The sequence below is a fragment of the Mesorhizobium sp. ORM8.1 genome (assembly GCF_053005525.2).
In genome coordinates, this window is record NZ_CM132600.1 from 4,695,986 (window position 1) to 4,709,620 (window position 13,635).

At 63.0% G+C, this 13,635-nt stretch carries 14 protein-coding genes, 1 tRNA gene and 1 pseudogene; 6 read left to right on the forward strand and 10 right to left on the reverse strand.

The genetic code is table 11. The features are described 5' to 3' along the window. Positions 1–18: 18 nt before the first annotated feature. A complete protein-coding gene (locus ACVDG8_RS23645; RefSeq protein WP_447256878.1) occupies positions 19–885 on the reverse strand; it encodes an SDR family oxidoreductase in 867 nt (288 codons plus the stop codon). A 58-nt stretch (positions 886–943) separates the two neighbouring features. Here ACVDG8_RS23645 and ACVDG8_RS23650 point away from each other — a divergent pair, with 58 nt between their 5' ends. Next, positions 944–1,795 carry a YihY/virulence factor BrkB family protein gene (locus tag ACVDG8_RS23650; RefSeq protein WP_447256879.1) on the forward strand — a complete coding sequence of 284 codons (852 nt, stop codon included), beginning with the start codon at positions 944–946 and terminating at the stop codon, positions 1,793–1,795. Positions 1,796–1,988: 193 nt separating this feature from the next. Here ACVDG8_RS23650 and ACVDG8_RS23655 read toward each other — a convergent pair whose 3' ends face one another. Next, entirely contained in the window at positions 1,989–2,885 is an 897-nt protein-coding gene (locus tag ACVDG8_RS23655; RefSeq protein WP_447256880.1) for a DMT family transporter, read from the reverse strand. A gap of 185 nt (positions 2,886–3,070) precedes the next feature. Between ACVDG8_RS23655 and ACVDG8_RS23660 the strand changes: the two genes are divergently transcribed. Further along, a complete protein-coding gene (locus tag ACVDG8_RS23660; RefSeq protein WP_447256881.1) occupies positions 3,071–3,328 on the forward strand; it encodes a hypothetical protein in 258 nt (85 codons plus the stop codon). On the opposite strand, the gene gluQRS is transcribed toward ACVDG8_RS23660, so the two are convergent. Next, positions 3,329–4,198: a tRNA glutamyl-Q(34) synthetase GluQRS gene (gene gluQRS / locus ACVDG8_RS23665; protein ID WP_447257423.1), complete on the reverse strand. Its 870-nt coding sequence runs from the start codon at positions 4,196–4,198 to the stop codon at positions 3,329–3,331. A gap of 81 nt (positions 4,199–4,279) precedes the next feature. Here gluQRS and ACVDG8_RS23670 point away from each other — a divergent pair. Beyond that, positions 4,280–4,938 (forward strand): annotated as a pseudogene (locus ACVDG8_RS23670) (DNA-3-methyladenine glycosylase family protein). Between the two features lie 109 nt (positions 4,939–5,047). Beyond that, positions 5,048–5,605, forward strand: a complete 558-nt coding sequence (locus ACVDG8_RS23675) for an HNH endonuclease (protein ID WP_140533775.1) — start codon at positions 5,048–5,050, stop codon at positions 5,603–5,605. A 159-nt stretch (positions 5,606–5,764) separates the two neighbouring features. Here ACVDG8_RS23675 and ACVDG8_RS23680 read toward each other — a convergent pair whose 3' ends face one another. Both ACVDG8_RS23680 and ACVDG8_RS23685 read right to left on the reverse strand, forming a co-directional pair. After that, positions 5,765–6,283 (reverse strand): disulfide bond formation protein B, encoded by a 519-nt coding sequence (locus ACVDG8_RS23680; RefSeq protein ID WP_447256882.1) that lies wholly within the window; start codon positions 6,281–6,283, stop codon positions 5,765–5,767. A 22-nt stretch (positions 6,284–6,305) separates the two neighbouring features. Next, on the reverse strand, positions 6,306–6,893 hold the full coding sequence (locus ACVDG8_RS23685) for a YqaA family protein (RefSeq protein WP_447256883.1): 588 nt from the start codon (positions 6,891–6,893) through the stop codon (positions 6,306–6,308). Positions 6,894–7,172: 279 nt separating this feature from the next. Here ACVDG8_RS23685 and ACVDG8_RS23690 point away from each other — a divergent pair. Continuing rightward, positions 7,173–7,257: transfer RNA gene (locus ACVDG8_RS23690), tRNA-Leu, on the forward strand. Between the two features lie 337 nt (positions 7,258–7,594). On the opposite strand, the gene ACVDG8_RS23695 is transcribed toward ACVDG8_RS23690, so the two are convergent. Continuing rightward, positions 7,595–8,077 carry a DUF2127 domain-containing protein gene (locus ACVDG8_RS23695; RefSeq protein WP_447256884.1) on the reverse strand — a complete coding sequence of 161 codons (483 nt, stop codon included), beginning with the start codon at positions 8,075–8,077 and terminating at the stop codon, positions 7,595–7,597. A gap of 39 nt (positions 8,078–8,116) precedes the next feature. On the opposite strand from ACVDG8_RS23695, the gene ACVDG8_RS23700 reads away from it, so the two are divergent. Next, positions 8,117–8,659 (forward strand): phosphatase PAP2 family protein, encoded by a 543-nt coding sequence (locus ACVDG8_RS23700; RefSeq protein WP_447256885.1) that lies wholly within the window; start codon positions 8,117–8,119, stop codon positions 8,657–8,659. Positions 8,660–8,857: 198 nt separating this feature from the next. On the opposite strand, the gene ACVDG8_RS23705 is transcribed toward ACVDG8_RS23700, so the two are convergent. The 4 genes from ACVDG8_RS23705 to ACVDG8_RS23720 are packed head-to-tail and all read right to left on the reverse strand — an operon-like array spanning position 8,858 to position 13,555. Beyond that, a complete protein-coding gene (locus tag ACVDG8_RS23705) occupies positions 8,858–10,021 on the reverse strand; it encodes a YVTN family beta-propeller repeat protein (protein WP_447256886.1) in 1,164 nt (387 codons plus the stop codon). Next, complete coding sequence (locus tag ACVDG8_RS23710) at positions 10,018–10,875, reverse strand: creatininase family protein (RefSeq protein ID WP_447256887.1); 858 nt, start codon at positions 10,873–10,875, stop codon at positions 10,018–10,020. The genes ACVDG8_RS23705 and ACVDG8_RS23710 overlap by 4 nt, the downstream gene beginning before the upstream one ends. Continuing rightward, positions 10,872–12,152: a GNAT family N-acetyltransferase gene (locus ACVDG8_RS23715; protein ID WP_447256888.1), complete on the reverse strand. Its 1,281-nt coding sequence runs from the start codon at positions 12,150–12,152 to the stop codon at positions 10,872–10,874. Before ACVDG8_RS23715 ends, ACVDG8_RS23710 begins: the two co-directional genes overlap by 4 nt. Continuing rightward, entirely contained in the window at positions 12,152–13,555 is a 1,404-nt protein-coding gene (locus tag ACVDG8_RS23720; protein WP_447256889.1) for a lipopolysaccharide biosynthesis protein, read from the reverse strand. The genes ACVDG8_RS23715 and ACVDG8_RS23720 overlap by 1 nt, the downstream gene beginning before the upstream one ends. Positions 13,556–13,635: the final 80 nt, after the last annotated feature.

Below are 13,635 nucleotides of genomic sequence, written 5' to 3' on the forward strand. Positions count from 1 at the left end.
GGCTCCAGTTCGGTTCGCTCAGGCGCGCCTGGCAAGCACGCGATAGAGCAGGGACGCCGGCAGGATGCGTTTCAGCACCACGCCGATCTTAGCCGGCACCGTTACCACATAGTGCGGGCGCGGGCGCTGTGACAGAAGCGCGTGACGCAGCGCTGCATGCACGATCTCCGGTCCGGGTTTCAGCCGCGACACGCTGCCGCCGGCCCGCAGGCGTGCAAGCTGCGCCTCGTAGTCGGCGCGATGGGCGGAATTTTCGACATCGATGTTTTTCAGCAGCCAGGGCAGGGCATTGCTGGCGATCTTCGAGGTCACCGGCCCCGGCTCGATCAGCGATAGATGGATACCACTGCCTTCGAGTTCCTGGCGCATGCACAGCATCAAGCCCTCGACGGCGTGCTTGGAGGCCGAATAGGCGCCGCGAAAGCGGACCGGTGCCAGTCCGAGGATCGAGGAACAGTGGACAAGGCGGCCGTGCCCCTGGCGGCGCATGACCGGCACGATGCGCCGGGTGAGATCGTGCCAGCCGAAGAAATTGGCCTCGAACTGTTCCCGCAGCGCCTCGACAGGCAAGTCCTCGACCGCGCCGGGCTGCGCGTAGGCGCCGTTGTTGAACAGCGCATCGAGCGTGCCGCCGGTCTTAACCAGCACCGCATCGACCAGGGCGGCGATCGACTCCGGCTCGCGATAGTCGAGATAGAAGGCCTCGATGCCGTCCGCCGCTAGGGCGGCGATATCGTCCGGTTTGCGGGCCGTGGCGAACACTTGCCAGCCTTCCGCCTTCAATGCGCGGGCGCAATAAGCGCCGATCCCGGAGGAGGCACCGGTGACAATGACGGTGCGCAACTCTTTGGCGGTGGAAATCGTTGTCTGAACCGGGGTTGCCATTTGCCGCAATCACTTCCCATATTCGCGGCGTCGACACAATCGAGCGGAGCGAGGGCAATTGCTGCGGAATATCGTCGCCCTCAAGCGTGTGCTCTACGATGCGGTAGGCCATTTCAACACCGATGACGGCTGGGCGATGGCCAGCCATCTGGCGATCACCTCGCTGATGGCGCTGTTTCCGTTCCTGATCTTCGCCACGACGCTCGGCAGCTTTCTCGGCGCGCGCGCCTTCGCCGACACGGCCGTGCATCTGGTCTTCGACACCTGGCCGGAGCAGATTGCCAAGCCGATCGCGCAGGAGGTGCAGAATGTGCTGACCGTCAGACGCACCGACCTTCTCACCTACGGCGTGCTGCTTGCCGCCTATTTCGCCTCGAACGGCATCGAGGCGCTGCGCACCTCGCTCAACCGCGCCTATCGGGTGACGGAGACGCGCGGCATCATCTACCGCAGGGTGCAGAGCATCATCTTCGTGTTGATCGCCACGGCCTGCTTCCTGGCGATCAGCGTACTTCTGATCTTCGCGCCGCTGCTGGCGCGGCTGGCCGAAGCGCATATCGAAGGGATCCAGCCCTATATGGGCACCATCACACTGTGGCGTTACGTCATTGCTTCCGCCGTCATCGTCGGCGGGCTGTTTGCCGTGCACATCTGGCTGCCGGCCGGCAAACGCCGGTTCGTCTCGATCATACCGGGCATCGCCTTCACGCTGGTCGCCTGGCTGATCGGCTCAACCGTCTTCGCCACCTATCTCGACCACTTCTCGTCCTATGTGACGACCTATGCGGGGCTTGCCTCGATCATGATCGCGGTGGTCTTCCTGTACATGTTGTCGGCAATTTTCATCATGGGCGGCGAGCTCAACGCCTCGATAAGCCGCTATCTCGAAGCGCGCGCCAGGGTCGGATGAGATGCCGGACTGGGAACTGGGGAACTGGGGAATTGAGGAATTGAGGAGCTGGGGAATTGAGGAATTGAGGAATTGAGGAACTGGGGAACTGAGGAATTGAGGAGAAAAGCGGCCATATCCGCCGCCGTGTGCTTCTTCTCCAGTTCTCGTTCTCCAGTTCTCCAGTTCTTCAGTTCCTCAATTCCTCAATTCCTCAATTCCTCAATTCCCCAGTTCTTCCCTTGGCTGGCCGCGCGGTGGCCAGGCCGACACCAAGCGTGGCAATCGCCATGCCGGCGATCTGCAGCGCGTCGAGCTGTTCGCCGAACAAGGCCCAGGCGATGACGGCGGTGACGGCCGGCACCAGGTAGAACAGCGAAGCCACCTTCGACATTTCGCCGTCCCTGATCATCACCATAAGCAGGAAGATCGCGCCGATCGACAGCACCAAGACCAGCCAGGCAAAAGCGAAGATGAGCTCGCCATTGATGGTGACGGCGCGCGTTTCGAAAGCCAACGAGCCCAGGATCATCAGGGCCGAGCCGCCGACATATTGCCACATGGTCGCCGAAACCAGGTCGCCGCCGGACGCGTAGCGCTTCTGCCAGATGGTGCCGGCGCTCATGCCGAGCACCGAAATCAAGGACGCGATCAGCGTTGCCGGCGTGACGCCGCCGCCCATCGCTCCAAGCTTCGGCCACAGCACGATGATGACGCCGATGAGCCCGACGGCAAGGCCGGCCCAGTGGCGCGGCAGGATCGCCTCGCCGAGGAATTTGCCGGCAAGCACCGCCGTGATCAGCGGCTGCAGGCCGACGATCAATGCCGAAAGCCCGGCCGGCATGCCTCTGTGGATCGCCCAGAAGACGGCACCGAGATAGACGCCATGCATGAGCATCCCCGCGATCGTCGCGTGCAGCGCTTCCGCGCGCGTCGACCGGCGCGAACCGAGCAGGACCGTCAGGCCGGCCAGGATGATGGCCGCGAGCACGAAGCGGATGGCGAGGAAGGTGAAAGGCTCCGCCCAGGGCATGGCATAGCGCGCGCCGATGAAGCCGGTCGCCCACAGGACGACGAAAGAGGCGGGGATGAACCGCTTGATGCTTTGCATTGTCGGAGCCTGGGTGGGGTGAAAGGTTGATGACGGCAATTGCTCTAATGCCGTTCAATCCGGCAAGCAAAGCGAAACGGTTGATCCATAAGCTAAGTTGAATTCAACGAACGGTGCCAACGGAGGCATGGCGTGTCGCAGCGCCATGGTAGGGCATGTTTTTGCATCTCGATACGACCGATCTTGTGCTCGCGCTCGCGATCATTGCCGCTTTCGGCTTCCTTTTCGGTGCCGTGCTCGACGCGATCCTGAAGGAGAGCGGTTTCGGTCCGACCGGCAACACCTTGCTCTTTATCGCAGGGTTTTTCATCGCGGTGCTGGTCGCGAACAGGCATGGCATCGCCCTCAACGACTTGAGGCTCGCGACCGCCTGCGGTCTTGGCGGCGCCTTCGCGTTCATCAGCGCGGTGGCGCTCCTGAAGGCGGGTCTGGCGCGCCTGTAATCAGAACCCTACAAGCCGCTGGACGTCCTGTGGCGACGCGCCGTCATCACGCAGGGCGGCGAGGCCGGTATCCTTGAAACTCTTCGAAAGCTTCCTGCCGTCCGGCCCCAGGATCAGGCGGTGGTGGAAGTAGCGCGGTGGCGCGAGGCCAAGCAGGTCCTGCAACAGGCGTTGCACGCCGGTCGCCGAATAGAGGTCAAGGCCGCGCACGACATGGCTGACGCCCTGCAGCGCATCGTCGAGAATGACGGCAAGGTGGTAGCTGGTCGGGATGTCGCGGCGGGCGACGATGACATCGCCCCATTCGCGCGATGTCGCCTCAACCGTTCGCGTCGCCGTCATGGTTTCGTCGGTGAATTCGCTCCATGACAGACCCTTGGAGGCGCGCGCAATTGCGGCTTCGACGTCGAGGCGCCAGGCGAAGGGCATGTCCTCGGCAATCCGCCGCTTGCGTTCCTTCATCGGCAAGGCCTTGTCGAGCGACGGGTAGACCGGCACGCCATCCGGGTCGCGCGGCCAGTCGCGGCCGCCGGTCTCGGCGATGAAGGCGCGGATTTCGCCACGGCTCATGAAGGCGGGGTAGACCAGTTCCTCGGCGATCAGCCGGTCGAGCACCGCACGGTATTCGGCGAAATGCTCGGACTGGCGACGCACCGGTTGCTCCCACTTCAGCCCCAGCCATTCCAGATCGCGAAAGATGCCGGCTTCGAATTCCGGTGTGCAGCGGGTGATGTCGATATCCTCGATGCGCAAGAGCAGCCGGCCGCCGGCTTGCGCCGCCTGGCGCTGATTGAGCAGGGCCGAATAGGCATGGCCGAGATGCAGCTCGCCATTCGGGCTCGGCGCGAAGCGGAATGTCAGGAGCGTCATGTCTGAAGCGGCATTCGGGTTGCCAGGCGATTGATATCTAGCCATCAATTGCCACTTTGCGACGATCCTGGGAACAGCAACGTGCAACGCATCGCTTCGCTCGACGACATTACGACAGGGCTCGACGCGCTCTGCCTGATCGATCCGCGGCTGGAGACGGTGCGAGGCATGGCCGGCGAGGTGCCGCTCAGGCTGTCGGAACCGGGGTTCAGGAGCCTTGCCTCGATCGTCGTTTCGCAGCAAGTTTCCCGCGCGAGCGCCGACGCCATTTTCGGGCGGCTGACGAAGCTGGTCGATCCGTTGACGCCGGAAGCGATCCTTGCCGCCGGCGAAGACATCTTTCGCGATGCCGGGCTTTCGCGGCCGAAGCAGCGCGGGCTGCTTGCGGTAGCTGAAGCCGTGGCCGGCGGGCTCGACCTCTACCACCTCTGCTCGCTCGACGCCGAGGAGGCGATCGCCGCGATGATGGCCGTGCCGGGCATCGGTCCGTGGACGGCGGAAGTCTATCTTCTATTCGCCGCCGGCCATCCCGACATCTTTCCCGCGCGCGACGTCGCGCTGCAGACGGCGGTCGGCCATGCGCTTGGGATCGACCCGCGCCCACCGGAGAAAATGCTGGTTCGCCTCGCCGAATCATGGAGCCCCTGGCGGGGGTCGCGTCGCGGCTTTTTTGGGCCTACTACCGTGAATTGAAGGGCAGGGATGCCGCACCTCCTGCGGAAATCAACAAAAAAGCCTGAAAATTATGCATTTTTGCGGCTTTCGGCGAGAGACAATCTGCTTCACATCCCTGTCATGTCGGGCTTACAGTATCCGCGCCGTTCGGTTCTGGATTAAGGAGGCCAAGACGTGACGGTTGCCGTATCTCCGGATGGGCTCCCCGCGCTGGTGCTGAATGCGGACTACCGTCCGCTCAGCTATTACCCTTTGTCGCTCTGGTCCTGGCAGGACGCCATCAAGGCTGTTTTCCTCGACCGGGTCAACATTGTCGCCGAATACGAGCATGCCGTCTCATCGCCGACCTTCTCGATGAAGCTGCCGAGCGTGGTCAGCCTGAAAGCCTATGTGAAGCCGTCCAGGCACCCTGCCTTCACGCGCTTCAACGTGTTCCTGCGCGACCGTTTCCAGTGCCAGTATTGCGGCACGCCGGAAGATCTGACCTTCGACCACGTCATCCCGCGCCATCGCGGTGGGGCGACGACCTGGGAGAATGTCGTCGCCGCCTGCTCGCCCTGCAATCTCAGGAAGGGCGGCATGATGCCGGCCCAGGCCAAGATGTGGCCGCTGCAGAAGCCGTTCCAGCCGACGGTGCACGATCTGCACAACAACGGCCGCCTGTTCCCGCCCAACCATCTGCATGAAAGCTGGATGGATTATCTCTACTGGGATGTCGAACTGGAACCATAGAGTTCGGCATAAATCCGCGAGCCCGGCCGTCTGACGCAGCTTTCTGCGCTTCCGATGCTCACGTACTTAAGTACGCTCCGCTTCGGTTCTCGAAAGCTGCGCCAGCCGATCCGGGCTGGCGAATTTCTGGACGAACTCTGCGTCGGCGCTTTGGAAGTTTCAATCGCGCGACAGCGCGCTGCGGAAGGCGACGGCGGCTAGGACGAGGCTGGCGATGGCGTTCCAGCCGGCGAGCGACAGGCCGAGGATGCGGAGCGCCGCCTTGTCGCAGGAGGGCGGCACGAATTTATCGAGCGCGTCGAGCACGCCTTTGCCGCCGGTGTCGACCGGGCCGGCGCCCGCCGTGCAGTCGGCCGGGCCGGCCCACCACTGCCATTCGACGCCGGAATGATAGACGCCGAGATAGAGGCCGTAGAGCATCAGCAGGCCGCCGATGCCGAGCAGGCCACGCGCCACCCAGGCCGGCGCATGCAGCATCGAGGCGATCGCCGCCAGCAGCATCAGCGGCACGCCGATGTAATAGGGCGTGCGCTGCTCCAGGCAGAGATGGCAAGGGATGTAGCCGCCGATATACTGGAAGGCGAGCGCCGAGCCGACAGTCGCAGCCATGGCAACGGCGAGAAACAGCGCGGCGCGCGTCCGCTGGCGTCCGGTGTCGGCAGTCATGGTCGCTGTCATCTGGGCTGGTCCGCTCGGTTGGTTATCCGTGGGCGTATCTGACGAGGATATAGAGCAAAATAAGGGCAGCGGCGCCGGCGCCGACAATCAATCCCAGGCGTTTTTCGATGAACTCCTTGATCGATTCGCCATAGCGGCGAAGCAGCCAGGCAAGCAGCAGGAAGCGGGCGCCGCGCGCCGCGATCGCCGAGACGATGAAGACAACAAGATTGACGTGAAGCGCCCCGGCCAGAATGGTGACCACCTTGATCGGCGGCAGGTGCGCAGCGCCGGATGTGACCAGCAGCACCAGCATCAGCCCGGTGCCGGACGACTGCCATTTCTCGAACGTGGCAAGGCCGCCGAAATGCTCCAGCATCGGCCGTGCTATCGTGTCGTAGGCATAGTAGCCGATCAACCAGCCGGCAATGCCGCCCAGCACGGACGCGACGGTGGCGGTCAGCGCGTAGCGATAGGCGCGTTCGGGCCGCGCCAGCGCCATGGGCAGGAACAGCACGTCGGCCGGAATGAAGAACACCGAGCTTTCGACGAAGGCGATGAAAGCCAGCCACCATTCGGCGGATTTGCGCGCCGCCAGCGACAGCGTCCAGTCGTAAAGTCCGCGTAGCATCGGCTCTCCTAGTGCATATCGCCTGGAACGGCGCAGCGGTTTTCGGCTGCGGGCATGCGCGAAACAAGAGCCCAAAGCGCCGCAGCCGCCCTTTTCGACCAGAGCGGCTTAAACTCCGGCTTCTCTAGAAAGATTTTCCGCACCGCACAATGGTTGAGCCTTCCCAAGGCGAAAAGGCCTGCTTCGTGCGCAGTCGGCATCGCCAAAATCGGCAACAGGCCAGTTGACGAAAGGCCGTCCAACCGTATAGTCCGCGCCCATCCAGGCCGCCCGGCCTGAGCCCCTATGGCGGAATTGGTAGACGCGCTCGACTCAAAATCGAGTTCCGCAAGGAGTGCTGGTTCGATCCCGGCTAGGGGCACCATCCTTCGCTCTTCGAGCTTCGGATGGCAGGCCATCAAAAGTGACGCTATCTCATCCTTTGCTCCGAGCTTCGGATGGCAGGCCATTAAAGGCGACGCAATCGCATATTGCCCGTATGGCCTTGTGAATACCGCCCGGGCTGCGGTCCTGATCATCGTGTTGAAGCCTGCTTCGTATCGCTCGCCTCGTTCTTGACGATCATGGGTTGGGCTGAGGTGATCGGTGTACACTTATCCCACCGATGTCCTCGCAGGTTGGTGCGTTGGTTCCGCTTGGGCAATTTTGTGCTGGTCCGTCATCAGATGGGTTGGGCAAAGGCGGAGTCGATAGCTCGGCTATCATGCCGGCTTGTGTCGCCGCATCACGCCCCATTCGTGCCAGATCAGCACCATCACCACCGCGTCAAAGACGGTCAACACCAAGAGGCCGGCAGAATGGGTGTAGGACCAGCGATAGATTTGGTAGACCATGAACGCTCCGAGCGCCACGAGCGAGGCAGGATAGGACCACAGCTTGCCTCGCAGAAGGCCGACAACCAACAGCAGCTTAATCAGGCCGTGGCTGAGCAGGTAGAAGGCGTAGAACTCCTTGCTGGCGACCGAGAAATGGCTCGCCATCTGCGACAGATGGCCAGCTATGAAATCGTTCGGATCTTCGATCAACTCATCTTGGGTGAGGGCATTGACCCACGACGCAATCGCGTCCGTGGTGACGAAATAGAGCAGCACACCACCGAGACATTCGATCAGGGCATGCGCGCCCTTGAGCCAGACGCTGACTTCAAAAATCTGATGGATGTGGCGTTCGTCGACGGCTCTCATAAATCACCTCACGAACCACCATAACGGAAGCAAGAACGAATGGATGCAACTCTCACTCACTGGATCAACGCGGCTGCCGGGTTCCACCCCGTGCTTGACAGGGCAATGGTCGGCGTCTCGCAAATAGGCGTGCCGCTCATGGTGTTGGCTGTGGCTCTGCAATGGTGGGTGAAGGCCGACCGTTACCATGTTCGACATGCGGCCTTGTCGGCTGGGCTCGCGTTCTTGCTGGGTCTGGCGATCAACCAGTTCATACTGTTGTTCGTGCATCGGATACGGCCCTACGATGCCGGGGTGACGCATTTGTTGATTTCGCCCAGCGCCGACTGGTCATTCCCCTCAGATCACGCGACTGCGACCGTAGCGATCGTTGCGGCGTTCGCGATGCAAGCTCTGCCGCGCCGAACGATTGCCCTTGGCGGTCTGGCATTTCTGGTCTGCTGGTCGAGAATTTACATCGGCACGCACTACCTTACTGACGTGATCGGTGGTGTCGTCACCGGCATCGTAGGCGCCGTTGCGGTGCGCTTGGCCTACCACGAGAACTCCCGGCTGGACAATCTCGCAACCAAAATCCTGTAGACGGACGGGCTCCGCCATTGCATTGGGCCGCGACCTCCTCGGCTCGGCATTGACCATCATTTGTTATGTGAGACTCGCATCCTTCCGGATGGACGCCCGCCTCCCCGTCCCGGTGGGGCACAGAAGAGCACAGCGCGATGTCCACGCGGCGTGTGGTCGGATGCAGCAAACCGGCCTGGCAGGCCGTTAAAGGCGACGCTATCGCATATTGCCCGTATGGCCCTGTGAGTACCGCCCGGGCTGCGGCCATACCGTCAGCCCGTGCGGCTCGACGCCGACGCGGATCTTGGTGACGGCGCCGCTCGTCGTGTCGATCATGTAGACATCGCTGTCGAAGCGGCCCGAGAGCCATAGCTGCTTGCCGTCGGCGCTGACATTGCCCATGTCTGGGCTGCCGCCGCCAGGGATCGGCCATTGCGCGACCACCGAGCGCGTGGCGAAGTCGATTACCGTCACGCTGCCAGGACCCTTCGCCTTGCCCTGCTCCATCTTGTGCGAGCCGCGGTTCGAGACATAAAGCCGCTTGCCGTCGCGGCTGACCACAAATCCGTGCGTGCCGATGCCGGTCGGGATGAAGCCGATCTCCCGGAAACTGTCGCCATCTATCAGGAACACGCCGTCATTCATCATGTCGGCGACGTAAAAGACCTTGCCGTCGGGCGACAGGCGGATGTCCTGCGGCATGCCCATTTTCGAGAGATCGAGATGGCCGAGAACTTTCTGGTTCTTAAGGTCGATCTTGGCCAGCCCGCCATCGCCATATTCGCAGGTGAAGATCGCATAGGACCCGTCGGCCGAAAAATCGGCATGGTTGATCCCGGGGCAGGTCGGCGTCGGCAGCCTCGATTTCAACGCCATGGTGTGCGGATCGCGGAAGTCGAGCTGCTTCATGGCTTCGTCGACGACTATGGCGGCACTCCCGTCCGGCATGAAATAGAGATTGTAGGGGTCGTCGACCGCAATCTGCTGGCCAGGCTTGCCGGTCATCGGGTCGATCGGCGTCAGGCTGCCATTCCTGCCGGTGCCGTTGTTGGCCACCCAAAGCGTCTTCAGATCCCACGACGGGACGACATGCTGCGGCTTGCTGCCGACCTCGAAGCGGTCGACTTGCTTGAGGGTCGTGGTGTCGATCACCGACACGCTGTTCGATGACCGGTTGGGCACATAGACACGCGGCAGCGCACCGGCCGTGGCGGCGCTCAGGTGACCGGCGGTGGTCTGGCTGTAGATATTGACCGGCTTGGGCGTCGGATCACTGCAATCCTCCGGGCAGGAACCGGCATGCGATATGCCGGGCTGCAGCGACGCCAGTAAAGCAAGCGGCACGCAAAGACGGATGACGCGCAGAAAAGTCCCGATCATTTTGGCTGACTTGCGATGAAGGCGTGGATCGCGTCGGTGGTCCCGTTGACGATGAGATCTACCCCAAGCTGCCCGAACTCTGCCGAAGACCTTGCTGGATCGCCGCCAAAAACGCCATCCCCGGGTCCGAGTTTTGGTGGACCTGCAAGTCGATCCTTGCGCACCAGGGAGGGATCGATGGCGAGCATCAGTGAGGTATCGGCCAAACCGGCATGCGTTCCGATTTCGGCGCGGGTGGCCCCGGCAGCCAGCAGCTTGTCGGTAAAGGGCGCTTGCGCGAATTCGTAGTAATCAACCGCGGCGAAGACCCGCGCCCGCGTCCTCTTCCATTCGGCATTGAGCCGATCTGCTACGTGGCGCTCGTCGGCCTGGTAGCCGCCGTGATCGCCGAGAAGCACGATGGTCTTGAAGCCGGCATGCCTGAAGCTGCGTGCCGCTGACTCGAGCATTTGCTCGAAAGTCTCGTCGCTAATGGTGATGGTTCCCGGAAAACGCATGTGAGAGGTAGGCGGATCGATGGTGCCTTCCGGCACATAGGCGATGACCGGCGCGACCAGCGTGTTGCCCAGTTTCGTGGCGATTCTTTCGGCAAGAAACTTCACCCGCACATTGTGTTTGCCCAGCGCCATTGCCGGGCCACTCTGCTCGGTACCGCCGATCGGAATGATGATCGTGTCCGTTCCCGCCGCGACGAGGTCGCGCAGTTCGGTCCAGGTGAGGTCCTCGAGGAAAACAGATGCCTGGGCCGGAGTCGCCGCAGACAAGGCCAGCCCCGCAGTGAGGCTAGCCACGAACAGCCTCAGCATGCCGCCCCCAATTGCAAGAACCATGCGCCGAAATCCGCTGACCATCATCGACGCTTCAGCAGGCTTTTCATACGGTTGCGCAGGATGCGCGCCATGTTGCGGGTCTCGCGATAGAGGTGCAACTGCGAGGCTGCCTGGCGGGCCAGGCGATCGGCGTCCGGGGTCAGCCCGACCACCAGCGTGCCCACCGGCTTGCGCTCGGTCCACAGCCGACTCATCACCGGATGGTCCGGCACCGCGCAGGAATCGGTCATGACGATGTTGGGGTCGTCGAGGTGTTGCTTGGTCACCTCGATCATCAACAGCGTGCCTGGCGAATAGGCGGCGAGCGTCTCGTCATAGGCAGTCTTCCAGGTGTAGGCGACGCCGGCCTCGACGAAGACGACCAGGCAGGCGATGGTGCGTCCGTCCAGCGTCAGCGAATGGATGCGGCACATATCCTGCTCGGCCAGCCTGTGGACGGCCTCGCGGGCGAAGGCGGCGCGGTAGCGGTCGATCGCCATTGCCGTGCGCTCACGGCCCTTCCAGCCGGCCGTCTCCAGCGTCAAGAAGCTTTCGATGGCGTGGCGGATCTCATCCGGCCCGCGCGCCACGACATGCTCGAGCTTGCCGAGGTCGCCGAGGCGACGTTTCAGCCGGCGGAACTCGCGGTAATGATGCGCGCGCAAGGAGACCTTGAGATAGTCCTCGCCATCGGCATCGCTTTGCAGCACCGGGCGTTCCACCTTGCCCGTGGTGACCAGGGTCAGGCCGCGGCTGTCGGCAAAGGACGTGAGCAGGCTGGCCACCGGGCCGTCGAGCCGGATATCGGCCAGCACGAAGACCTTGGGCAGCTTGAGGTGCGGTCGCGAGAGCATGGAGAAGAAGTCCTCGACGACGCCGATCGGATCGTCGCGGTCGACGAGCGGCGTGCCGAGCGGGCCGAACGGGCTCGACCAGGTGCGCATCACCGGAACGCCGAGCGGCATTGCCGGCCGCTCGACCGAGAACGGCACCAGAAGCCGCAGACGGTTGCGGAATTCGTCGCCGTCGCGGATGACGGCCAGCCGCACCTCGCGATCTTCCAGCCGGGGCATGGCCGGCGCCAGGAAGCGCGGGTTGAAGAAGACGTTGGGCTCGATGGTGCGGGCGCACAGATAGTCGAGCTCCTCGACGAGGTCGAAGCCGGCCGAGGCCGGATAGATGGCAAGCTTCCGCTCCGGCCGGTTGTTGGCAAGGATCTCGATATGGGCGGGATCGGCCTCGCGCGCCAAGCCGGCAAGATTGGAAACCATGGCGCCGGCAGGGCCGCCGCTGGTCTCTTCAAGCAACGGGATGGCTGCCATCAGGCGATTTCCTTCCTTGCAGGCACGAAGATCGCCATCACGATGCCGAGCTTGCGCCAGACGGTGAAGGACAGCGCGCTGGCCTCGAACACCATGGCAAGGCTGGTGGCGATCGCCGCGCCCCAGAGGCCGAAGTGTGGGATCAGAAACACATTGAGGCCGATGTTGAAGGCAAGCGTCATGGCATAGACGGCGGCGCAGATGTTCTGGTTGCCGCTCATCGTCAGCAGGCTTTCGCAAGGGCCGACGGCGGCGCGCGCCACGACGCCGAGCACGAGCAGGAACAGCAGCGGATAGCCGGCGGTGAATTCGGGACCGAACAGCACGAGCATCGGCTCGCCGAGCACCAGCACGACGAGCGCCATCAGGAGCGACGGCCAAAAGGTCCAGGACACCGTTTCGCGGGCGAAGGCGGCGAGCCTCGACGGTTCGCCATGGGTGAACTGCGCGTAGCGCTGGGCGACACCGGCCTTGACGGCGAAATAGACGAAGTGCACCAGCGCCAGCGTCTTGACCGTCGCGAAATAGACGGCGACGTCATTGGGGTCCATGTAGGCGCCGACCATCAGCACGTCGGCATTGGTGAGCAGGAAGAAAAAGCTCTCGACCAGGAAGATCGGCAGCGAGACCAGGAACCATTGGGGAAAATGCACCGTCATCGGCCCGGCCGGGATTTTCTTGTCCATGCGCGAGGTGACGGCCATCAGCTGGCCAAGCGTGGTGACATAGGTGGCGGCGATCGAGGCGAAGATAGCGGTTTTAGCGTCGGGCACATAATGCATGGCGAGCATCAGCGCCATGAACGCCAAGATCAGCACCGGCCGCACCAGATAGGTGGGCGAGAGCGCCAGCAGCGCCCAGGAATTCGCGCGCGCCAGGCCCTGCAGGAGATCGCCGAGCGCAATCATCGGCAGGCAGATGACGCCGAGGATGAAGGGGATGACGTAGTAGTTCTCTATCCAGTCCGAGCACAGCCAGACGCCAAGCGCGCCGAAGCCCGCGATCAGCGTCGAGGCAAGGAGCACAAAGAGGCGGCTTGCCAGCACGATGCCGCGCAGTTCGGCCAGCATGCCGCGCTCGCGGTATTCGGGAATGAAGCGGATGACGGAGGTGTGGAAGCCGAGGCAGGCAAGATTGCCGACGATGACCATCGTCACCCAGACCAGCACCGAGATGCCGTATTCGAACGAGCCCATCCAGCGCGCCATCAGCACCTGGCTGACAAAGGCGATGAAGGCGCTGATGATGCGGATCGAAAATGCGATCAGCGACATGCGCCCGGCTTCGCCGCGCTCGTCGGCGGTGAACAGGGCGGCATCGATACGGCCAAGCAGCGGACGCATGCGCAGCGCCCAGCGCTGCGGCAGGAACCGCCCGGCAGTCGTTGCCGCGGAAAAGCGCACCCACAACTCTCCGTTTTCCGCCTCTTTCCAAGGTTTCGGTGTATGCGAAACACATTAAGAAACGGTTGGGTGGGTGCTTC

Bases quoted from the DNA above. Each gene is read 5' to 3' on its own strand.
- ACVDG8_RS23645 (WP_447256878.1), bottom strand. From the start codon at position 885: ATGGCAACCCCGGTTCAGACAACGATTTCCACCGCCAAAGAGTTGCGC.
- ACVDG8_RS23710 (WP_447256887.1), bottom strand. From the start codon at position 10,875: ATGATGGTCAGCGGATTTCGGCGCATGGTTCTTGCAATTGGGGGCGGC.
- ACVDG8_RS23655 (WP_447256880.1), bottom strand. From the start codon at position 2,885: ATGCAAAGCATCAAGCGGTTCATCCCCGCCTCTTTCGTCGTCCTGTGG.
- ACVDG8_RS23715 (WP_447256888.1), bottom strand. From the start codon at position 12,152: ATGGCAGCCATCCCGTTGCTTGAAGAGACCAGCGGCGGCCCTGCCGGC.
- ACVDG8_RS23705 (WP_447256886.1), bottom strand. From the start codon at position 10,021: ATGATCGGGACTTTTCTGCGCGTCATCCGTCTTTGCGTGCCGCTTGCT.
- ACVDG8_RS23680 (WP_447256882.1), bottom strand. From the start codon at position 6,283: ATGACAGCGACCATGACTGCCGACACCGGACGCCAGCGGACGCGCGCC.
- gluQRS (WP_447257423.1), bottom strand. From the start codon at position 4,198: ATGACGCTCCTGACATTCCGCTTCGCGCCGAGCCCGAATGGCGAGCTG.
- ACVDG8_RS23700 (WP_447256885.1), top strand. From the start codon at position 8,117: ATGGATGCAACTCTCACTCACTGGATCAACGCGGCTGCCGGGTTCCAC.
- ACVDG8_RS23695 (WP_447256884.1), bottom strand. From the start codon at position 8,077: ATGAGAGCCGTCGACGAACGCCACATCCATCAGATTTTTGAAGTCAGC.
- ACVDG8_RS23685 (WP_447256883.1), bottom strand. From the start codon at position 6,893: ATGCTACGCGGACTTTACGACTGGACGCTGTCGCTGGCGGCGCGCAAA.